This is a genomic window from Flavobacterium plurextorum, assembly GCF_002217395.1.
GTDB classification, from domain to species: Bacteria; Bacteroidota; Bacteroidia; order Flavobacteriales; family Flavobacteriaceae; genus Flavobacterium; species Flavobacterium plurextorum.
The window spans coordinates 319,840-341,173 of record NZ_MUHD01000014.1 but is presented as its reverse complement, the minus strand read 5'-3'; the positions used below and the strand labels follow the sequence as shown (position 1 = coordinate 341,173).

Sequence of the window (21,334 nt, the reverse complement as noted above, 5' to 3'; positions counted from 1 at the left end):
TTTATTCGGTTAATCGTTTAATTGTTTTATTCGTTTAACCGATTAAACAGTTAAACATTAAAATATTTAGTCTCTCGAAATTTCAAGAATTTCAAATTTTAAAACACCATTTGGCACTGTAATCTCAGCTACTTCACCAACAGATTTCCCTAGTAAGCCTTTTCCAATAGGAGAAGTTACAGAAATTTTTCCTGTTTTTAAATCGGCTTCACTTTCAGCAACAAGAGTATACTTCATCTCCATTCCGTTACTTTGATTTTTAATTTTTACATTAGAAAGTACCAAAGCTTTCGAAACATCAAGTTGAGATTCGTCAATTAATCTTGCATTTGCATATACTTCTTCAAGTTTAGCAATTCTCATTTCTAATAAACCTTGTGCTTCTTTTGCAGCATCATACTCAGCATTTTCAGATAAGTCACCTTTATCTCTTGCTTCTGCTATATCTTGAGATGCTTTTGGACGCATTACACTTTTTAAATGCTCCAATTCATCTTTTAATTTTTTTAATCCTTCTGCGGTATAATAAGATACTTTACTCATAACTTCATCGTTTATATAAATAGAAAAAATCCCATCGGGACGGGATTTTGTATTACAAATATACTATTATTTTTTGTAGTACATAATTATATGTTAATCATATAAAAATCAAATCTAAATATTTTATTTTTGTTTCACTAATTCTTATTAAAATAATGAAAAAAATCTTTCTAATAATCGCCTTCGTTTCTATTCTTTTCTCTTGCAGTGACAGCGAGCGAAGCAATAAAAATCCTTATATACCTAATTACCCTGTAAATCTATCTGTAGATATGAACCTGCCGGCTTATTCAAATCTTAAATTTGTGAGCAACGGTGTAATAATTCCTAATTATGGAGCAAAAGGAATTATCATTTTTAATGCAGGAGGTACTTATAATGCTTTTGATGCCGCCTGTCCTAATCAGGATTTAAACTCATGTGTTGCAATGACTATTGAAGGTATTAATGCAGTTTGTTCTTGTGATAAAACATCTTATAGTTTATTTACTGGACTTGGAGGTAAAGATTATCCATTAAAACAATATCGTGTTGAAGTAAGCGGAACTGTAATTCGCGTTTATAACTAAAAATAAAAAAGCCTGAAAGTTTAAATTTTCAGGCTTTTTTTATATCGAGTCTTTTTTTAGAATTTCAATGTTAATCCGGCTAAGAAATTAATTCCTGCCTGTGGATAATAGTATGGATAAATATCCCACATGGCTCCGTTTGAAACATATTTTTTATCTAGAATATTATTTACTAAACCAGTAATCATGATTGATTTAAAAACAGATTTTGGTTTAATCTCGTAAGATACATTCAAATCGTTTACAAAATAATCGGCCAATTTTGCCGATGGCAATTCGATGTTATTCATATATTGTTCGCCAACATATTTTTGCAGCAGCGAAACATATAAATTCTCAATTGGTTTATAAATTATAATATTCCCTGCAATAACTTCTGGAGAATAAGCAATATCAGTAGTTCCGTAGTACTGACCATCAACAGCTAAATCAATATTTTTATTACTGCTTAAAGTGAAATTGGGTCTAAGAATAAATTTCTCTGAAAGCGCGAATGTAGCATCAAATTCAAACCCTAAACGGTAGCTTTTTTCAGTGTTTGCACGAATTGGTGCGCCAACATCATCTAATCTTCCCGTTAAAATTAACTGATCTCTATAACCCATATAATAGAAATTAGAATTCAATTGGATTTTCTCCGAATTAAATCTCCATCCTAATTCAAAATCGTTTAATTTTTCAGGCTTTACATTTCCGCCTTCATAGTCTGTTCTATTTGGCTCACGGTTGGCACGTGCATATGAAAAATAAAGATTGTTTTTTGAATTGATTTCGAAATTCAAACCTGCTTTTGGATTAAAAAAACTAAAGTTATCATTTACTAAACCTGTCTCAGCGCTATTGGCTTTGTAATGTACATTTCGGTATTGTAAATCTCCATAGAAACTTAACTTTTCTGTAAACTGATAGTTCGCTTTTGCAAAAATATTTCCATCAGTTTTTGTCGAGAAATCATCATAATAATGATCGCCTAATTCAGACTGAGCTGAGTTTCTTGCCCAAATTACTTTTCCGTAGTGATCACCTTCGTATTTATTCCAGCCTCCGCCAACAATAACATCTAGTTTTTCTTCTTTATATTTTACAGAAAAAGTTGTTCCGTAAAAGTCGTTATCTAACCATTTCTGACGAATCAAATCAGTTCCTGGAACCAATTCTCCTAAATCATTCTCAACTTGTTTTGTAGGTTGAATTGGTCCATATCCTTCAATTGGCTCATCATATTTGTAATTTTCATAATACCCTAATCCCTTTGTATAATGAACAGCTAGATTAGTACTCCACTTATCAGACCATGATTCGCTCCAATGTAATTGATAATGATCTTGCTGATAATTATCGGTTTCATTATTGTAAAAATGAACATTTCCCTGCTCATCTTTATATTTTCCTGCTGAATTGTAAGTACGGTTTGAATTTAATGTTTCAGCATCAATTCCGTTCCAAGATTGGTACGTTTTTTCAGTTCCTCCAAAAACAAGAGCTTTTATCAAAGTTGTTTTTCCAACGTAAGTTCCTTGCAAGAAATATGATTTTAAATCAGAACTGGCGCGATCTACATAACCATCAGATTTCAATGTAGACAAACGACCTGCTAATTCAAAATGATCGTTTAACAAACCTGTGCTGAATTTTACAGTGTTTTTGTTTGAATTGAAACTTCCATAAGAACTTGAAATTTCACCATTTGCTTTAGAAGCATAATTATCGGTAAGCATATTTAAGCTGGCTCCAAACGCCGAAGATCCGTTTGTTGAAGTTCCAACACCTCGTTGTAACTGTAAACTCTCTAGAGAAGATGCAAAATCGGGCATATTTACCCAAAAAGTTCCTTGACTTTCGGCATCATTATACGGAATCCCATTTATGGTAACGTTTACTCTCGTAGCATCGCTTCCTCTAACTCTGATTCCAGTATACCCCATTCCGTTTCCAGCATCAGAAGTGGTAACAACAGAAGGCAGATAATTCATCAAAACAGGAATATCCTGCCCTAGATTTCTGTATTTAATTTCTTTTTTATCCATGTTACTGAATGTGACTGGAGTTTTTGAAGTAACGCGAACTGCAGAAACTAAGACATCATCAAGTTTAGTAATTTTTGTTGAATCCTGAACTTGTGCGAACGAAAACGACGAAAAGAAAAGAGAAAAGAGAAGAAAAAAAATAGATTTGGTTCTGCTCATTTTCTGAACCATAGAACCTTTACAGCTTAGTACCTCAGTACTTTGAAAAATAGTTTTCATTCGTAAAAAATTACGAATAAAAGGGGGAATTATTCTTTTGTTAAATTAATAAATGTTTCACGACAAAATAAAGTGTGCACGCTTGATAGTGTCGTTTTTTCCCTTAGCAACATTACTCGCTCAGGTTCTTTGGGTATGATCTCAGCTCGTTATTTAGAGCACCCCTTTGAGACGAGGCAAAGGTAAAAAAGAATTAAGAAAAAAGTAGTATGTCTCCAGGTATTTTAAAAATAAATCATTTGTAAAACTATACGTTTCTAATCTTCATATTTAATTTGTCTTTCAAGGTAATAGTAAACTGGCTTTTCCTCGTATGCAAACACCTCAAAATAAGCACTTATCCAATTTTTATCGTCTGTTTTTAAATAATGAAACCTTCTAACAAGTATTTCGTTTGGATTACCAAATTGACCTTCTATATATTCCTCAGCTAAAAAACCTTTTGAATTGTATTTATAAATTACATTCCAAGAGCCTTCCGTAATAATTTTTGTCAGATTACCATGATCGTCATAAATGTAATTTTTTAGCGAATCTTTTACATATTCATACTCCTGTATATCTTTCAATTTTTTGGATACTTGTTTTTGCAGTAAATTATTTTTGTATTCATAATGTGTTACTTGCGACAAAGTATCAGGTTCATTATAGAATTTTTCTTCTACAAGCTGCCCTTTTTCATCATAAATAAATTTTGTTCTATGAAGCACTTTACTCTCTTCAGAATAGATAACATTTTCAACAATCCGATTCTTTTCATTGTAAACATCCTGAGGCTGTGACCATAGATCCGACCCCAAATAATCAGGTTGAAAAAGTTTTCCAGAACGGTTCTTTATAAATAAAAAATCAGCTATTTTTTCGCTCGTTTTAAATTCTTTGCCAACTTTTACAGCCTTAAAAAGAGTTGCAGTCATTTCTTTTACATTTCCCTTAAGAGCAAAATCGTATTCAAAATTAGTTGATTGTGAATATGTTTTTACACTCAAAGCTATAAGTAACACAACTAGTATCTTCATTTATTTATATTTTTTAAAACTCTGGTCTCTTCCTGTTTTTCTTTATTTCAGAAACACTTTTTTTGTCTTTGATTCTTTTTTTAATTACGGATTTTGGAATTTTGGTCGCTTTTCGAATTTTAGGAACAAACAAACCTTTTTTTATAATTTCCAAAAAACGTTTTATAACAATCTCTTTGTTTTTAATCTGACTTCGATCTTCGTCACAATTCAAAATCAATATGTTCTCAGATGTTAAACGAGATGATAAATTATCTTTCAGAAGTCCTTTTTCTTCTTCAGACAAAACCTGAGAAGCTTCCAAATCAAAAGTCAAAACTACTTTTGAGGAAACTTTATTTACATTTTGTCCGCCTGCACCACTGCTTCTAACGGCTTTAAAGCTTAACTCTGATATGATTTTTTCGTTATCCATTATTGTGGCTGATGTGTCGCTTTTAATAAATCGTTTACCGTTTTCACAGGATTAAAGGTTATTAAAGGAACTGCAACAAAAACGGTCAGCCAATGTGCCATTGAACCATTCCATAATCCCGGCAATTCATAATTTTTCACCGCCCTGCCTTCTACGCTTTTCTCTACAATGAAACCTGCATTTTTATCTATAAATTGATCAAGATTAAACTTTTGACCTCTAAAATTCTTAATTCCGCAAACCAAATCAACAGGATTAAAATGGGTTGCTGCTTCTAAAATTTCAAGTTGTTTTTTATTTTGAAGATCAATTTGAGAGGCTTCTACAATTTGAAGAGAAACTTCTCCTTTATCATTCATTACCCAAAACGGACCGCCGCCCGGTTCACCTTCATTTCGAACCATTCCACAAACTCGGATTGGTCGATCTAAGATTTCTCTAATTTTGGTGATTTTATGTTCAATAGTAAATTTATAAAAATCTTTACTTACCTGAATATTTAACTTCTCAGCTAGAAATTCAATAATTGCAGCGAAATCACTTTCATGTAATTCGTTATTTTCAATTGCTCTTAAATAGCCGAATACTTTTTCTTGAATTTCGATCAAAATACCTCCCAAAGTCTTTTTATAAAGGGTAATTTCATCAATATGATTTTGAATGACATTATCTATATTCTTAATAAAAATAATATCTGCATCGAGATTATTTAGATTTTCAATTAATGCTCCATGTCCTCCAGGTCTAAAAATCAGCTCTTCATTTTGATTTCTTACAATCTTGTTCTTTACATCAACTGTAATAGAATCTGTACTTTTATTTTGATAGGAATATCCAATATTAATTTTTGTTCCTGAAGATTTTTCTATTTTCCCTTTAACCTCATCAACAGCCTGTTCAAATAATTTTTGATGAATTTCTGAAACGGTAAAATGCAAATTCGAGGTGTTATTTGTTGTAGCATAATGAACGCATTCGTTCAAATGCTCTTCAATTGGATTTGCAAGATGGGTTTTGTATAGATGAAAAGGCAACACCGCTTTTGGTTTATTTGCTGAATTGAAATGCTCTGGAGACAGCAATAATTTTATGAAATAATAATTCTTATAATCTCTTTCTAAAGCATCAAAGTCTGGATAAAGCTCTTTTAACTTTTTATAAACTATTTCGAAAAAAGGAAATTTCTCCATTCCCACAATAAAAATAGCAAGTTCTTTATCGTTTTTCCTGTTGATATAAGCGTTTATTGTCTCTTTTTGAATATCAAAATCATTCAGGAAAGCGATTAAAAATTTAAACATTCTAGTTGCTGCTCCAGAAGCAGGAACGAACTTTTTAATTTTTAAATTTCCTCTCTGAGCATCAAAAAAAACAGCCTTTTCTTTAAATTCTATATCAGATAAACTTAAAATTCCATTATGGATCGTTGCTGGATTTATTAAGCTGCTTTTTGTAATTCCGTTTTTAAAAAATTCCAACTGTTTTAGAACATTTTCAAAAGGAATACCATGTTCGTATATCTGCACAAAATCAGCAGAAGTAAAACCATGCTTTTTAGCTATTGCTAAATTATCTATAATTTCTGTTGCCTTTGCCAAACGGCTTTCTTTGTTTCCAGAAAGCGTTATAAAGGGCTTTTTAGTATTTATCAAGGTTTCTTTAAAAACAGAAAACACGGTTTCTCTGCCTTCTGGCGTATCTCTAATATCATCCTTTTCCCAAGGAACATCGATGTCTGTGAGAAAAAACAAATCGTATTCATGTTCAAGTGCTGCTTCATTTAAAAGCGGATCGCAAACATTATAATACATTTCAGAGAAAACTTTGGTAACCATTAAATTGGTATCACAAAACAAATATTTATTTGCTTTAGAAAGCTTTTGATTTTCTAAAGCAGTCTGCCCGTAAGCAATAGGCATCATATCTGCTTCAACGCAAATATGCTGATTTTCTTCCCATTTTTCTTGCAGATAATCGCGAGCAAATTCCGGAACCCATTCTGTTTCGTAATACTCTGCTAGCTGTTTTGCCAATGTGGTTTTACCTGTACTTTCAGGACCAAATAAGGCAATTTTTATGATAGTTGTTTTTTGCTGTCTAAGATTTTTCTCCATTCTAAATAAGCTGAAATAGCTAAAATTGTAAAAATTAAATATTGAAGTGACAGCATTCCTAAACCGCGATAAGCGTATAGAGGAACTACAATAATATCACCAATAATCCAAAGTGTCCAGTTTTCGATTTTTTTTCTGGCCATGTACCACATTCCTGCAAAAAATATTCCAGACGATATCATATCGACATAATTGTCATTTCTAATTTCGTAATCGAAATACTTATAAATCCCGAAAACTACAAAAACAGTTACTAAAAACAATACTACACCAATTATTTTTTCATTAAGATTCGTTCTGGTAATGGGCATATTATCCTCGACTGTTCCTCCTCTTCCCCAAACATACCATCCGTAGATACTCATGATTGAGAAATACCCGTTTATAATCATATCACCAATGTAACCTGCAATATATAAAAGATATACAGAAATAACAGTAGCGATTAAACCGGTTGGATAAACTAAGATGTTTTCTTTTTTTGCAAACCATACGCTTAAAATCCCAAACACGAAAACTAAAAACTCTAAAGCAATATGCCAAAGCGGCGCATTTTTATAACTATCAAGAAAAAAATCTATCATTTGTGTGGTATTTATAAACTGTAAAAGTTTTATTTAGGATTCAAAGAAATGGCTGTCGTTTTCAAATGCAGTTCCTATAACCACCAAATCAGCACCAGCATTGTGAGCTTTTTTAATGGAGTGTAAATCTACAATTCCTCCTCCAACAATTACAGGAATTTCAATATTTTGAGCAATTAACTGTATCATTTCTAACGGAACTGGATTTTTTGCTCCGCTTCCTGCTTCTAAATAAATCAATTTATTCCCTAACATTTCGCCGGCTTGTGCTGTTGCAAGTGCCAAATCGAAATTCTCGCGCTTAAGAGGTTCTGTTTTACTTACGCGCGCAACCGCAGTTTCGTTACCGCTTTCAATCAAAATATATCCTGTAGAAATAACTTCGAGATTTGTTTTTTTAAGAATTGGAGCTGCCTGAACTTGATATTCTATTAAATAATCAGGATTACGTCCCGATAATAAAGACAAAAACAAAATGGCATCGGCTTGCGGGGAAATCTGTGATGGATCTCCTGGAAACAAAATAACTGGAAGGTTTGTCTTTAATTTTAACTCCTGTACTAAATCTTCTAGAATGCTGCTATGAACAATACTGCCGCCAACAAAAATATGGGTTGCAGGAGATTCATTTATTTTGAACAATAAATGATTTAAATTTTCCCATACAATTTTATCTGGATCTAGAAGTATGGCCAATAACTTTTGTCCATTTTTCTTAGCCTCTAAAATCTGCTGATGAATAGTGAGTAATTTTTGCTCCATAATGGCTGTAAAAGTAAAAAGTTTTTAGTGTAGAAGAACTATTCAGAATGAATTATATTTGTAATACATGAGTTAACAACCAAAGCAGACAAATTTATGATTACTACTGAATTGTTAGAAAAATATGATGCGTTAAAAAAATCTGTTGACAAAAATGATATTATTTTTGAAGAGGGAAAGCTTCCAACACATTATTATCAAATTATTTCAGGTGAGATTAAAATGTGTAATTATAATGATGACGGAAGGGAATTTATTCAAGGTATATTTTACAAAAATCAATCTTTTGGAGAACCTCCATTATTTTTAAATCAAAAATATCCAGCAAATGCAATAGCTGTAGAGAATACTGAAATTTTTCTTCTGCCTAAAGCTGTTTTTATGACACTGCTTCAGGAAAACCCTTCTGTGAGTATTGAAATAATCGAGAATCTTGCACAGCGTTTGTATTATAAATCTATAATGGCTGCAGAAATATCGACTCATGAACCTGAGCATCGAGTTTTAAAATTAATAGATCACGGAATTGCTTATTTTAATTTTAAAAAAGATGTAAACGGACATCTTATTAGTTTTACAAGACAACAAATTGGAGATTTAACAGGTCTGCGTGTTGAAACTGTTATTAGAGCTATAAAAGCGCTAGAAAAAAAGGGACAACTAAAGATTATAAACCGAAAAGTATATCGATAAAAAAGATTTTGTTTTATGATTTAAGTCATAAATAACAGCCTCAAGGTGCCTGTACCTTTGTTATTCTAAAGCTTATTATCATGACACTTTATCAAACAACATTCGAAAATTTTGACAAAAATTTTATTGGTTCTGCAACAATGGCTGTAATCGGTCAAAGCTGTCTGGGAGCAGCCGCAGCAATGTTTATTCTTGTCAATGGAACTTCTATTCCGCAAATGATACAACTGGCAGTTATTGTTTTAGTTTGTATCTTTGTAAACACTTCGATTTTGGCTCAAATGAAGCATAAACTGATTTTTAACTTACTAATTGCAAGTGCCTTTTTTAGTGTTTTATTTATTATTTTGAATAGTCTTACATGAGTAAAAAACAAATAGAAAACAGAGATGATGTTTCTTTTCTAGTACATCGATTTTATGAAAAAATAAGAGCCGACGAAGAAATTGGTTTTTATTTTAATGAAATGATTAAAGATTGGGATTCACATCTGGAAAAACTGACTGATTTTTGGGAAATGAATTTGTTTGGTGTAAAAAAATACGATGGTAATCCTATTGCTGTTCACAATGAAGTTGATGCTCATTTTAAGGGGCAGATTACTTCAAATGAATTTGGAATTTGGCTTAATCATTGGTTTCAAACTTTAGAGGAGTATTTTGAAGGCGAAAATGTCGAAATACTAAAGAGACGTGCTAGAAAAATGAGCACTTTTTTGTACATGAGCATGTTTGAACATCGAAAAAAATTGCCAGAGAATCCTTTAGAATAGTGAATATCTATCTGCTTTTTGTCAAATGACAAGATTGCGGCTAAAACCGTGACCAAGACTAAAAAACTTATTTCTCAAAAGCATAAACCAGTGTAAAATTACCTTCAAAATTTTCTGATTTTATTTCTTCATAATGCACATCAAAACCTTTCACTAAATCATCAAAATGAAGACTCGCACTGGTTTGATCTTTATTTAAAGAAAAATCATCAACTCTTATATGATCTTTAAAACTAATGCCTTTTTCGTTTCTGATTTTAAAGATTGCTTCTTTTGCACCCCAAATAACCGTTAGCTTTTTTACGTAATCTTGTAAAACATCTGGATTCAAATAGTCAAATTCAGTATCAACAAATTTATCTGCAATGCGAAGTATTTTTTCGCGTTGTAATTCCATATCGATTCCTACGGTCTCGCGGCTGACAATTATTGCTGCAAAATGATACGAATGTGTAATCGAAATATGATTATGACAATCGAAATAAGGTTTTCCAAATTCGTCATAATGCAATTCATGATCTGTAAAACCCATTTCCTGAATCAGCATTCGAACACTTAAAAAAGCCCGCTGATGCATTTGCGATTTCATTCCGTCAAGTCTGCGCTGCGTCTTTTCTTTTAAGGTAACCTTACTATACAATTCATCGAACGATTCGCTTATTTCCCAAATTAAAATTTTTGTGGTTTCGTTGAATTGTATGGTTTGAAATAAAGGCATTTTCTTTAATTATAAATTATGGATGGTACATTTTAAATCATATAAGTCATTTAAGAAAATATAACTATTCGCTTAAAAAATGCATTAGTAAATATAAGCAATTAGAAGCAAAGGTAATCCTTTAAGAATCTTTTTTAAATGAACTTATATCACTTAGATGGTTTCAAAAAGCAGAATATAAGAATCCTTTTTTTAACGTACTTATATCACTTATATGGTTAAAATCGTTTTACAAACTAACATTCTAAAGATTAAGAAATTAAAGATTTCACAAATCTGACAGAAAGTAGTAAAAATAAAAAGCTATTATGTAAATTTGCAAAAATTTTACAATTACAAATATACTATAAATGAGTACAACGACTACGCCTTATGTGGCTTTCAAAGTAAAAGACATTTCTCTGGCTGCTTGGGGAAGAAAAGAAATTGAACTAGCTGAAGCTGAAATGCCAGGTTTAATGGCTCTTCGCGCTGAATATAAAGACGAACAACCTCTTAAAGGTGCTCGTATCGCTGGATGTTTACACATGACGATTCAAACTGCAGTTTTAATCGAAACTTTAATCGCTCTTGGTGCTGAAGTTACTTGGTCTTCTTGTAACATTTTCTCTACTCAAGATCAGGCTGCTGCTGCTATTGCTGCTGCTGGAATTCAGGTTTATGCTTGGAAAGGTCTTGACGAAGAATCATTTGACTGGTGTATTGAGCAAACTTTATTCTTTGGTGAAGACAGAAAACCATTGAACATGATTCTTGATGATGGTGGAGATTTAACTAACATGGTTATTGATCGTTTCCCAGAATTGGTTCCTGGAATTAAAGGATTATCTGAAGAAACTACAACTGGTGTTCACAGACTTTACGAAAGAGTAAAAGCTGGAACTCTTCCAATGCCTGCAATCAACATTAACGACTCTGTTACTAAATCTAAATTTGATAACAAATACGGTTGTAAAGAATCTGCTGTAGATGCTGTACGTCGTGCAACTGACTTAATGTTAGCTGGAAAAAGAGTTATCGTTTGCGGATACGGTGATGTTGGAAAAGGAACTGCTGCTTCTTTTAGAGGTGCAGGATCTATTGTAACGGTTACTGAAATCGATCCAATTTGTGCTTTACAAGCTGCAATGGACGGTTATGAAGTTAAAAAATTAAATACTGTAATTGCTAATGCTGACATCATCATTACAACTACAGGAAATAAAGATATCGTTCTTGGAGAGCACTTCGAGCAAATGAAAGACAAAACTGTTGTTTGTAACATTGGTCACTTCGATAACGAAATTGATATGGCTTGGTTAAACAAAAACCACGGTGCATCTAAAATCGAAATCAAACCTCAGGTTGACAAATACAACATCGCTGGAAAAGATATCATCATTCTTGCTGAAGGTCGTTTAGTAAACCTTGGTTGTGCTACAGGTCACCCAAGTTTTGTAATGAGTAACTCATTTACAAACCAAACTTTGGCTCAAATCGAATTATGGAACAACAGCGCAGCTTACAAAAATGAAGTTTATATGTTACCAAAACATTTAGATGAAAAAGTTGCTGCTTTACACTTAGCTAAATTAGGCGTTGAACTTGAAGTTTTACGTGACGATCAAGCTGCTTATATTGGTGTTCCAGTTGAAGGTCCATTCAAACCAGAATACTACAGATACTAAAAATCGCAGTTTTCAGATTTATAAAAACCCTTACAGAAATGTGAGGGTTTTTAATTTTTAAGGCTTTTAAGAATGAATAAATTGTCTTTTTAAACATTTCAACCAAAAAATTCTACTTTTTAGAAATAAGTCCTTAATTTTAAAAATAAAAATAAGCCCTTATTTCTCAAATACATAAACATTGTAATCTTGAAAAAAACATCTTATTTATTCGCTTTCTTATTCTTACTCAGTCTCCCGCAAATTATTTTTTCGCAGGAAAAGAAACCTAAAGTCGTATTGGTATTAAGCGGCGGCGGAGCAAAAGGAATTGCGCATATTCCGCTTTTACAAAAACTAGATTCTCTACACATTGTTCCTGATCTTATCGTTGGAAATAGTATGGGAAGTATTATAGGCGGTTTATATGCTATGGGATATTCTGGAGACAGCATAGAGAAACTAACCAAAAACATTAATTGGGATAAATTACTTGGCGGCGGACAATCATTAAAATCTGTAAGCGTAGAAGAAAAAAGAGAATTTCAGAGATACTTAGTTGGAATTGGAGTTAAAAACAAAAAACTAAACAGCATTGGCTCTTTACTAAATGATCAAAATTTAAGAGAATATCTTTCTGAATTAACTTACCCGGTATATAATATTCGAGATTTTGACAGCCTTCCCATTCCGTTTAGAGCGATGGCCACAGATTTGTCTGAAGGAAAGGAGGTTATTTTAAGCAAAGGCAGCTTGGCTTATGCTATGAGAGCCAGTATGTCACTCCCTGCTATTTTCAAACCTATGAACTATGAAAAAACAGTATTAGTTGATGGAGGCGTTTTGAATAATTTCCCTACTGATGTTGCCCAACAAATGGGTGCTGACATTATTATTGGCAGTGATGTTGGAGGCGGATTGGAACCAATAGACAAACTGAACAATGTTATAACTATATTGACGCAAACCAGTATGTTTCCGAGTAACATTAAGAATCCTGCTAATAGAAAACTCTGTGATATTTTGGTAGATCACATGCCTAACCTTCGTTTTTCGACTGCAGATTTTGGAAATAGTGCAGAAATCTATAAAGATGGTAAAATTGCAACAAATGAAAATCTTCCGGCTTTAACAGCATTATCCGAAAAATTAAAAGGATACCAACAACGAATTCACGAATTACCAAAAATGCCTTCAGAAATTATTCTTGATACGATTGTTTACAAAAAAATCAGTCCAGAAAACCTTGCTCTCGTATTAGGGAGAATGAATCTAAAGACACACGAAAATTACACTACAAAAGATTTAATAGCAGGCATTAACAGAGCAATGGGCACCAATCTTTTTGATGAGATTACCTACAACTATTTCGTCAAAGATGACAACAAACTAGGTGTTACAATCTTTGGCCATGAACGTGCCAAAAACCAACTGAACACATCTGTTCATTATGATACTTATCGAGGCGTTGGAATCATTTTTAATTACACTGCCAGAAATGTTCTTGCCAGAGCATCTCGTCTTCTTGTAACAGTCGATATAGCTGAGCAGCCTAAAGCAAGAATCAATTATCAGAAAAATTTTGGAAAAAACCGTGATTGGTGGTGGTCATCTGAACTTTATGGAGCCTTATTAAGACAAGAAATTTATTTTAACGGCAGGGCTTCAGATAATGTACTTTATAATTCGGTTGAATTTAGTAATGAAATCAATAGAAACATAAATTCATTAAAAAGTTATTTTGGCTACGGCTTACACTATCAATACGCTAATTTAAAACCAAAATACGACAGAGAATACAATCCTAACTCAATCGACATCACGAATTACTCATTAAACAACATCGAATTAAACATGCATTATTCCTATAATGACATGGATAAAGTTTTCTTTGCTGAAAACGGAACAATTTTAAAAGCAAATATAACCCGATCATTGTTTACAGATGTCTACACTTCTTTTAACTCGCCTGATCATACAAGTATATCCGGTTCAACCAATGGTTATACAAAATTTGGCTTCAGTTTTGAAAAAAGAGCTCTTTTAAAAAAGAAAATTACGGGAATCATTGGGTTTGATTCTTATTTTATTTTTGAGGATAAACTTAGCGACGATCAAATCCCGTTTTCTGATTTTGGTTATGCAGCAAAGTATTTCATAGGGGGAAATATACCAAGTTCTGGCAGTAATCGTTTTTCATTTCCCGGCCTGCACGAAGACGAACTGAATGTTTCGCAATATATGGGCTTAAAACTAGCTTCTCAAATAAACCTTATGGGAAAAATCTACCTAACTCCCCATTTTAATATTGCAACTGTTGGGTTTGAATCTTTTGATAAATACATTAACAAAGCATTTAGTCCAAAAGGAAAATGGGATGATGGCTTTGATCCTAGTCTTGTAATATCTGGAGGAGCTTCTATTTCTTATCAATCGATTTTAGGACCTATTCATTTTGATACTTCCTGGATAAATAATATCGACAAAGTAAGATTATTTTTTAGTGTTGGATTTTCATTCAACCCATAATAGAATCAGAACTATTTTTCGTTTATAACAGTAAAACTAGATTAACTTTACACATCAAATTTGACAACAATTAATTCAAATTAATTGAAGTAATGTAAAATTGCTTTCTAATAAATCCTTAAAAAAAATTATGATTGAAAATGTTTTATGTGAAGTACATGGCTCAAAAGAAATGTCTTTTGGATGTATTCACATTGCAATGGCAATAGACTCAGAAGAAAAAACAGGCTTTTTCTACTCAGAAGCCGAAGAAGACCTTCCTCAAATTGCGTGGTGCGGAGAATGCGAACAATGGCTGCTTGATAATGGTGAAGAATGGACTAATGTTTTTCAAGCTAAAGCCGATTTTAAAATGTTATGCAGCGACTGCTTTGATGAAGCAAAAAACAAGGAATCCGAAATTCATATACGATAAATAAATCTTATGAAAAAGAGTATCCTTTTTTCTGTTTTCTTCTTTTTAAACTTAACTGTATTTGCTCAAAACAATGATACTTGGATCTCATTTCCAGATAAAGATTCGACTCATATTGGATTTAAAGATAAAAACGGCGTTATCAAAATTGAACCAAAATTTATGGGAATGACAATCGCTCATAAATTTGAAAATATTATTGCTGTTAATGAAGAAAACAATCAAAAATGGGAAAGTTATTATTTAACCAAAGCAGGAAAAATTGTCGGGCGCGACAGTTTGTATATTTTTGACAATGGTCCAGATTGTGAAAACGAAGGTTTCATAAGATTTACAGATCGTAAAACGGATAAAATGGGAATGTTTAACAGCGATGGTAAAATCGTAATTCCAGCGATATACAGTAATTTAACCAAAGTTAGAAATGGAACTTTTATAGGTTTAAAAGATGCTGAAAAAGTAAGAGACGGAGAACACTTTTTCTGGACTGGAGGAAAAGAATTTCTAATCGACATCAACAACACTGTTTTAATTGAAGATTTCGCATACAACGATAATCTTAACTTTTACTCTCTAGAAAAATCGGGAGAACCAAGTAAAAATGCAACAAGAGAAAGTTTTCTTGGAGTTAACGGAAATTATTATTCGTTTATAAACTTTGAAAAGGAATTTAAAGAATGGCTGACAAACAATTTGCTCAAAGATTTATCTAAAGCTAATATCTTAAAACAATCTTTTGACAAAATTACTTATTGGAAAGAACCAACGGGTTGGATAAGCAACCCAAAAAACAAGTTCATAAATGAAAATTACAATTATATAAAGCTTAAACTTCAAGAATTAAATACTGCAAAAACCGAATATTTCATTTCGGCTGACGGTTTGAATCCTTTTATTTTTGAATCTGCCGAATACGAAATGTATTTCAATAATTGTAATGAATCTAAGGATTGGATTTATCCGATTATGGATATTGTTATTTCTTCAAAAAATAAAATTGATCGCACTCAAGATCATTTAGAATTTCTACGAACTGAAAATGGTTACAAATTGATTAGTGTTTCTGCAGCAAAACATAATCTTAAATAATTTTTCGCCTTTCAATAAAAGTTAACTTTGTAAAAAAGTAAAACATGAAGAATCTACTATTTCTATTCATTGCCATAATTTTCGAGATCATTGCAACCACAGCATTAAAAAAATCGGAACAATTTACCCAGCTCATTCCCAGCATTATTACAATCGTTGGATACTTTGCTGCATTTTACTTTTTAAGTTTTGCCATAAGAACTATTCCTGTTGGTTTTGCTTACGCTATCTGGTCAGGAGTCGGCATTGTTTTAATTACTGCTATCGGTGCTATTTTCTTTAAAGAAATCCCAGATTTACCAGCAATTATCGGATTAAGCTTAATTATAATTGGAGTTATTGTAATCAATGTTTTTTCTAAAACTACGGCACATTAAAATAATTAGAATCAAAAATTGATTACTATCCTAAACACATCATTTTAATAATCCACAGGATGATAAATTTCAGAAAAGCGACACTTTCAGACTTAGACGAAATGCAGCAATTGTATATCGAAACTATACAATCTGTTTGCAAAAATGACTATACTGCGGCACAAATCGAAGCTTGGATTTCTGGTGTAAAAAATAAAGAAAGCTGGATTGAAGTTATCGAAACACAGTTTGTTTTATTAGTAATTATTGAAAATAAAATAGCTGGTTACGGAACTCTAAAAAACGGAAACTATATTGATTTCTTTTACATTCATAAGGATTTTCAACGACAAGGAATTGCTGCTAAACTTTTGACTGAATTAGAACTCGAAGCAAAAAAACAACATTCCAAAATTATAACTTCGGATATCAGTATTACTGCAAAACCATTTTTTGAGAAGAAGGGATTTATTGTAAAAGCTGAGCAAAAAAACATTCGTCACAATGAAATACTTATCAATTATAAAATGGAAAAAGAGATTTAATAATTTGTTTCAGGTTTCAGGTTTGTGCCAATCGTTGTCGACATACTTTCTGCCCTTCGGCTTCGCTCAAGGTGACAATATTGCGTAAAAAAAACTTTGCGTACTTTGCGTAAATCTTAGTGCCCTTTGCGGTTAAAAAAAAACTCCGCAAGATTCGGATTTTATACCAGCAGAAACCAATCGATATTTGCCTTATAAAATTGAATGAAAATGAACACACAGGAAACCATTAATTATAATCGTATTGCAGAAGCGATCGATTATATCAAAGCCAATTTTAAAGCGCAGCCTAATCTTGATGAAGTTGCCGAAAAAGTGCATTTAAGTCCGTTTCACTTTCAGAAACTTTTCAGCGATTGGGCAGGAACAAGTCCGAAGAAATTCTTGCAGTATACTAGTTTAGAACATGCCAAAAAACTGCTGAAAGAAAATCAGGCAACCATTTCTGAGACGGCCTATGAAACGGGACTTTCCGGCACAAGCCGCCTGCACGATTTATTTGTAAACATTGAAGGAATGACTCCTGCTGAATATAAAAATGGAGGAAAAAATCTAGAAATAAATTACAGTTTTGCCGAAAGTCCGTTTGGAAATATAATTGTAGCTTCTACTTCAAAAGGCATTTGTTTTATGGCTTTCGCCGAAGATGAAACAAACGGAATAAATGCTTTAAAATACAAATTCCCAAATGCCTCTTTCTCAAGAAAACTAGATTTAGTACAGCAAAATGCGCTGTTTATATTTCAAAATGACTGGAGCAAATTATCGGAAATAAAACTGCATCTAAAGGGAACTGATTTCCAATTAAAAGTTTGGGAAACTTTGCTGAAAATTCCAATGGGACAGCTTTCGACTTATGGCACTATCGCACATCAAATTCAAAAACCAAATGCTTCTAGAGCTGTTGGAACTGCGATTGGCAGTAATCCAGTTGCATTTTTAATTCCTTGTCATCGTGTGATTCAGTCTTCTGGAATCTTTGGCGGTTATATGTGGGGAAATACTAGAAAAACAGCGATTATTGGCTGGGAAGGCGCGCACATAAATCTATAATCCAAATTTACACAAAACATATCCGTAGAAACACAAAGTAGTGCATCTAGTGTATTGTTTGTTCGCCAAGAATACACGAATGTTCGCGAATTAATTTTTTATGTATCAGAATAAAAATTGGTGCAATTCGTTTAATTCGCGGCAAAAAAATCTCAATCTAAAAATTCTTATGCAAAATATACAATCAATAATTGCTTCTCAAAACTGGGAAAGCATCACCGAATCTATGCATGAAAATGGATTCGCAATTATTCCAAAAGTGCTAAATCACGAACAATGTGAAGATCTAAAATTCGATTATGATAATCCAAATTTATATCGAAAAACAGTTGTAATGGAGCGCTACCGATTTGGTTTGGGTGAATATAAATATTTCAATTATCCTCTTCCTAATTTAATTCAAAACATTCGATCTGCAATCTATCCCAAATTAGTGCCAATCGCAAATGCATGGATGAAGGTTCTAAATATCAATACTATTTTCCCTGATCAACATGAAGAATTATTAAAACTATGTCATGATAATAATCAATTAAAAGCCACGGTTTTGATTTTAAAATATGGTAAAAGCGGTTTTAATACACTCCATCAGGATTTATACGGCGATATTTATTTTCCAATTCAAATTGTGCTCTTTCTATCTGAACCAGATGAAGATTTTACCGGCGGTGAATTTGTTCTTACACAGCAAACGCCGAGAGCGCAATCTAAAGCTATTGTTTTGAAACCAAAAAAAGGAGATATTTTGATTTTTACTACCAATTTTAGACCTGTAAAAGGTTCAAAAGGCTATTATCGGGTTAATATGAAACATGGTGTAAGCGAAGTTCAGTCTGGTGAAAGATCTACGTTGGGAATTATTTTTCATGATGCGTTAAATTAAGGTTCAAAGGTACAGAGGCGCAAAGATTCAGAGGTTTCTCTATACAATATATCTGTAGAGACACACTGCAGCGCGTCTACGCAAAGATTGTTGACAAAATACGTGACGTTAGACGCACTGCAGTGTGTCTCTACGATATAAAAACCGGTATTTTTTTCACGCAGATTAGGCAGATTGAGCAGATTTTTTAAATCATTTTAATCCTTTAATCTGTGGCAAAAAAAATGACAAACAAATGATTGAACACAATAAAATTTCAGATTCAGATCTTCGAAATAAAATTAAAAAAGGCGAAATTTGCTTTGGTGGAAACCGAAAACTAAAGATCTACGGAACGCTAAAATGTTCCTCGGGAAAAAGAATGAAACTAGAAAATCGAGTTTTCTTTTTATCTGAAAATGAAGCCAGAAAAAATGGTTTCAGACCTTGCGGACATTGTATGAAACTCGAATATCAAAAATGGAAAAATGGACTTATTTAATCCTCAAATAGACGAAACAACAAATCTGCTTCCTAAAAATGGCACGGTTAATTATTATGGAAAATTGTTCTCGAGAGAAAAGGCCGATTTTTATCGTGATATTCTTTTAAATACAATTGAATGGAAAAATGATGAGGCAATAATCTTTGGAAAATTAATTTTGACTAAAAGAAAGGTGGCTTGGTATGGTGATAAGGAATTTGAATATACGTATTCGAATACTACAAAAAAAGCGCTTCCGTGGACAAAAGAATTGCTGGAGTTAAAAACTTTTATGGAAGAAAAAACAGGAGAAACTTTCAATTCCTGCTTACTTAATTTATATCATTCTGGCGATGAAGGAATGGCTTGGCACAGCGATGCCGAAAAGGATTTGAAAAAAAATGGCGCTATTGGTTCTGTTAGCTTTGGTGCAGAACGTAAATTTGCCTTCAAACATAAACAGACTAAAGAAGTTGTCTCTTTGATTTTAGAACACGGAAGTTTATTGGTTATGAAAGACGAAACGCAAACACATTGGCTTCATCGGCTTCCGCCTACTAAATCTACTTCTAAACCAAGAGTAAATTTAACTTTTAGAACCATAGTTGGGTAAAACATAAAGCTTTATTTCTTTTTAGAAACAACACTTTGATAGGAAATCAATAAAGCATCTGCAAACATTTCAGGTCTTACTTTTGAAAGTTCAACAATTGTCCAGCCTTGTTTTCCCCATTTATTCGGTATTGGATAAAAAATCATCTCACTTGAAGCGCAAAATACAGATTGATCGATTTCATTGAATTTCAAAACGGCGTGATTATTCTTTGCATCATAAGTGGCAAAAATTTTCTTCTTTACGCGAAAAGATATTTTCTCAAAATGTGGCTCTTCAACAGCATTTTCAAATGATAAAGCTAATTTTCTGAATGTTTCAATTGACACCATAATCGCAAATTATTTATCAGATCTAACTGTTTTTAAAACCCGAAGATCTTTGTTAAACAAATTTTACCAACCTTGATTCAATCCATTTTTCAAGACCTCATCGTATTTTTCTTTATCAAAAGAATATAAGTTTGGAGCTTTGTGGGCAACATTACTCTTCTTTTCGTCAAGTTTAATCAGAATTCCAATGTTAATTATTTTTCTAAGAAAATTTCTGCGATCGAGTTTTTTATCTAAAATTGTTTCGTACAATTTTTGCAATTCTGGAATAGTGAATTTCTCTGGTAATAAATTATATCCAATGGGCATTAAATTCAACTCTATTCTTAAAGTATCAAGTGCTTTATCTAAAATTTCTCGATGATCTAAAATAAGATCAGGAACTTCTTTGTGATCGATCCATTCTACAACTTCATTCCTATTAATGGGATTAGGAAGTATTTTTAAAAAATCTACTAAGGCATAATAACCAATTGTTACAAAACGCTGAGTAAGCCATTTTCCAAGCTCGGGATCAATATTTAAATGTTCTAAAACTTCATTTCCAAAATGCTTATCATTACGGCCAATTTTTCCAAATGTGGCAAACTGTCTTAAAAAAACACCTTCTACTCCAGTTCTTCCATTCAAGATGGTAACTGCTGCTGTGTCGATATCCTGATCAATTGGAATAAATCCGCCTGGTAAAGACCATTTTTTATTGTGCGGAATCTTAATCAATAAAACTTTCAACTGATTATCGTGAAAACCAAAAATCACACAATCAATTGACAATCCCGGCTGGTAATTTTCATTATTTTCTAAAATTGATTTCAGCATTGATTTTATAATTAATACGACATTTAGCTTCAATTGTGTACGCAATTTACTTCATTTTTTATAAATCGCATTTATTCATTTTTAAAATCACAGAAAAACTAAAAAGTGTATAAATCACAATTTTTGTTAAAATTAAAAATCAAATCAAAAAAACAA

The 21,334-nt window shown here is 32.3% G+C and carries 24 protein-coding genes; 14 read left to right on the top strand and 10 right to left on the bottom strand.

Going from position 1 to position 21,334, the window contains the following annotated elements; translation table 11 throughout:
- Positions 1–66 precede the first annotated feature (66 nt).
- Positions 67–543 (bottom strand): transcription elongation factor GreA, encoded by a 477-nt coding sequence (gene greA / locus B0A81_RS08085; protein ID WP_089052667.1) that lies wholly within the window; start codon positions 541–543, stop codon positions 67–69.
- Between the two features lie 155 nt (positions 544–698).
- Here greA and B0A81_RS08080 point away from each other — a divergent pair, with 155 nt between their 5' ends.
- Complete coding sequence (locus tag B0A81_RS08080) at positions 699–1,112, top strand: Rieske (2Fe-2S) protein (protein WP_089057548.1); 414 nt, start codon at positions 699–701, stop codon at positions 1,110–1,112.
- A 56-nt stretch (positions 1,113–1,168) separates the two neighbouring features.
- On the opposite strand, the gene B0A81_RS08075 is transcribed toward B0A81_RS08080, so the two are convergent.
- The 6 genes from B0A81_RS08075 to B0A81_RS08050 all read right to left on the bottom strand — a co-directional run bounded on the left by B0A81_RS08075 (position 1,169) and on the right by B0A81_RS08050 (position 8,252).
- On the bottom strand, positions 1,169–3,358 hold the full coding sequence (locus B0A81_RS08075; protein ID WP_089057547.1) for a TonB-dependent receptor: 2,190 nt from the start codon (positions 3,356–3,358) through the stop codon (positions 1,169–1,171).
- A 257-nt stretch (positions 3,359–3,615) separates the two neighbouring features.
- Entirely contained in the window at positions 3,616–4,377 is a 762-nt protein-coding gene (locus B0A81_RS08070) for a hypothetical protein (RefSeq protein ID WP_089057546.1), read from the bottom strand.
- Positions 4,378–4,390: 13 nt separating this feature from the next.
- On the bottom strand, positions 4,391–4,792 hold the full coding sequence (gene arfB / locus B0A81_RS08065) for an alternative ribosome rescue aminoacyl-tRNA hydrolase ArfB (RefSeq protein WP_089057545.1): 402 nt from the start codon (positions 4,790–4,792) through the stop codon (positions 4,391–4,393).
- A complete protein-coding gene (locus B0A81_RS08060; RefSeq protein WP_089057544.1) occupies positions 4,792–6,906 on the bottom strand; it encodes a DUF4301 family protein in 2,115 nt (704 codons plus the stop codon). The genes arfB and B0A81_RS08060 overlap by 1 nt, the downstream gene beginning before the upstream one ends.
- Positions 6,867–7,490: a nicotinamide riboside transporter PnuC gene (gene pnuC, locus B0A81_RS08055; protein WP_089057543.1), complete on the bottom strand. Its 624-nt coding sequence runs from the start codon at positions 7,488–7,490 to the stop codon at positions 6,867–6,869. The genes B0A81_RS08060 and pnuC overlap by 40 nt, the downstream gene beginning before the upstream one ends.
- A gap of 33 nt (positions 7,491–7,523) precedes the next feature.
- Positions 7,524–8,252, bottom strand: coding sequence for a geranylgeranylglyceryl/heptaprenylglyceryl phosphate synthase (locus B0A81_RS08050; RefSeq protein ID WP_089057542.1), 729 nt, complete (start codon positions 8,250–8,252; stop codon positions 7,524–7,526).
- A 96-nt stretch (positions 8,253–8,348) separates the two neighbouring features.
- Here B0A81_RS08050 and B0A81_RS08045 point away from each other — a divergent pair, with 96 nt between their 5' ends.
- The 3 genes from B0A81_RS08045 (at position 8,349) to B0A81_RS08035 (ending at position 9,717) form a co-directional block, all read left to right on the top strand.
- Entirely contained in the window at positions 8,349–8,945 is a 597-nt protein-coding gene (locus tag B0A81_RS08045) for a Crp/Fnr family transcriptional regulator (protein ID WP_089057541.1), read from the top strand.
- Between the two features lie 80 nt (positions 8,946–9,025).
- Entirely contained in the window at positions 9,026–9,310 is a 285-nt protein-coding gene (locus tag B0A81_RS08040; protein WP_089057540.1) for a hypothetical protein, read from the top strand.
- Positions 9,307–9,717, top strand: a complete 411-nt coding sequence (locus B0A81_RS08035) for a group III truncated hemoglobin (RefSeq protein ID WP_089057539.1) — start codon at positions 9,307–9,309, stop codon at positions 9,715–9,717. The genes B0A81_RS08040 and B0A81_RS08035 overlap by 4 nt, the downstream gene beginning before the upstream one ends.
- A 67-nt stretch (positions 9,718–9,784) precedes the next feature.
- Here the strand turns inward: B0A81_RS08035 and B0A81_RS08030 are convergent, their stop codons facing one another.
- Positions 9,785–10,435, bottom strand: coding sequence for a 4'-phosphopantetheinyl transferase family protein (locus B0A81_RS08030; RefSeq protein WP_089057538.1), 651 nt, complete (start codon positions 10,433–10,435; stop codon positions 9,785–9,787).
- A gap of 350 nt (positions 10,436–10,785) precedes the next feature.
- On the opposite strand from B0A81_RS08030, the gene ahcY reads away from it, so the two are divergent.
- The 10 genes from ahcY to B0A81_RS07980 all read left to right on the top strand — a co-directional run bounded on the left by ahcY (position 10,786) and on the right by B0A81_RS07980 (position 20,027).
- Positions 10,786–12,102, top strand: coding sequence for an adenosylhomocysteinase (gene ahcY / locus B0A81_RS08025; RefSeq protein ID WP_089052655.1), 1,317 nt, complete (start codon positions 10,786–10,788; stop codon positions 12,100–12,102).
- A gap of 189 nt (positions 12,103–12,291) precedes the next feature.
- Positions 12,292–14,610 (top strand): patatin-like phospholipase family protein, encoded by a 2,319-nt coding sequence (locus B0A81_RS08020; protein ID WP_089057537.1) that lies wholly within the window; start codon positions 12,292–12,294, stop codon positions 14,608–14,610.
- Positions 14,611–14,740: 130 nt separating this feature from the next.
- Entirely contained in the window at positions 14,741–15,025 is a 285-nt protein-coding gene (locus B0A81_RS08015; protein WP_089057536.1) for a hypothetical protein, read from the top strand.
- A gap of 9 nt (positions 15,026–15,034) precedes the next feature.
- On the top strand, positions 15,035–16,114 hold the full coding sequence (locus B0A81_RS08010; protein ID WP_089057535.1) for a hypothetical protein: 1,080 nt from the start codon (positions 15,035–15,037) through the stop codon (positions 16,112–16,114).
- A 44-nt stretch (positions 16,115–16,158) separates the two neighbouring features.
- A complete protein-coding gene (locus B0A81_RS08005; RefSeq protein ID WP_089057534.1) occupies positions 16,159–16,491 on the top strand; it encodes a DMT family transporter in 333 nt (110 codons plus the stop codon).
- A 59-nt stretch (positions 16,492–16,550) separates the two neighbouring features.
- On the top strand, positions 16,551–17,015 hold the full coding sequence (locus B0A81_RS08000) for a GNAT family N-acetyltransferase (protein WP_089057533.1): 465 nt from the start codon (positions 16,551–16,553) through the stop codon (positions 17,013–17,015).
- 210 nt (positions 17,016–17,225) lie between these two features.
- Positions 17,226–18,068, top strand: a complete 843-nt coding sequence (locus tag B0A81_RS07995; protein ID WP_089057600.1) for a bifunctional helix-turn-helix domain-containing protein/methylated-DNA--[protein]-cysteine S-methyltransferase — start codon at positions 17,226–17,228, stop codon at positions 18,066–18,068.
- A 169-nt stretch (positions 18,069–18,237) separates the two neighbouring features.
- On the top strand, positions 18,238–18,951 hold the full coding sequence (locus tag B0A81_RS07990) for a 2OG-Fe(II) oxygenase (RefSeq protein WP_089057532.1): 714 nt from the start codon (positions 18,238–18,240) through the stop codon (positions 18,949–18,951).
- Between the two features lie 235 nt (positions 18,952–19,186).
- Positions 19,187–19,432, top strand: coding sequence for an Ada metal-binding domain-containing protein (locus tag B0A81_RS07985; RefSeq protein WP_089057531.1), 246 nt, complete (start codon positions 19,187–19,189; stop codon positions 19,430–19,432).
- Positions 19,419–20,027, top strand: coding sequence for an alpha-ketoglutarate-dependent dioxygenase AlkB family protein (locus B0A81_RS07980; RefSeq protein ID WP_089057530.1), 609 nt, complete (start codon positions 19,419–19,421; stop codon positions 20,025–20,027). The genes B0A81_RS07985 and B0A81_RS07980 overlap by 14 nt, the downstream gene beginning before the upstream one ends.
- 11 nt (positions 20,028–20,038) lie before the next feature.
- Here B0A81_RS07980 and B0A81_RS07975 read toward each other — a convergent pair whose 3' ends face one another.
- Together B0A81_RS07975 and B0A81_RS07970 are read right to left on the bottom strand one after the other, a co-directional pair.
- Positions 20,039–20,359, bottom strand: coding sequence for an MmcQ/YjbR family DNA-binding protein (locus B0A81_RS07975; protein WP_089057529.1), 321 nt, complete (start codon positions 20,357–20,359; stop codon positions 20,039–20,041).
- Between the two features lie 63 nt (positions 20,360–20,422).
- A complete protein-coding gene (locus B0A81_RS07970) occupies positions 20,423–21,178 on the bottom strand; it encodes an NUDIX hydrolase (protein WP_089057528.1) in 756 nt (251 codons plus the stop codon).
- Between the last annotated feature and the right edge of the window lie 156 nt (positions 21,179–21,334).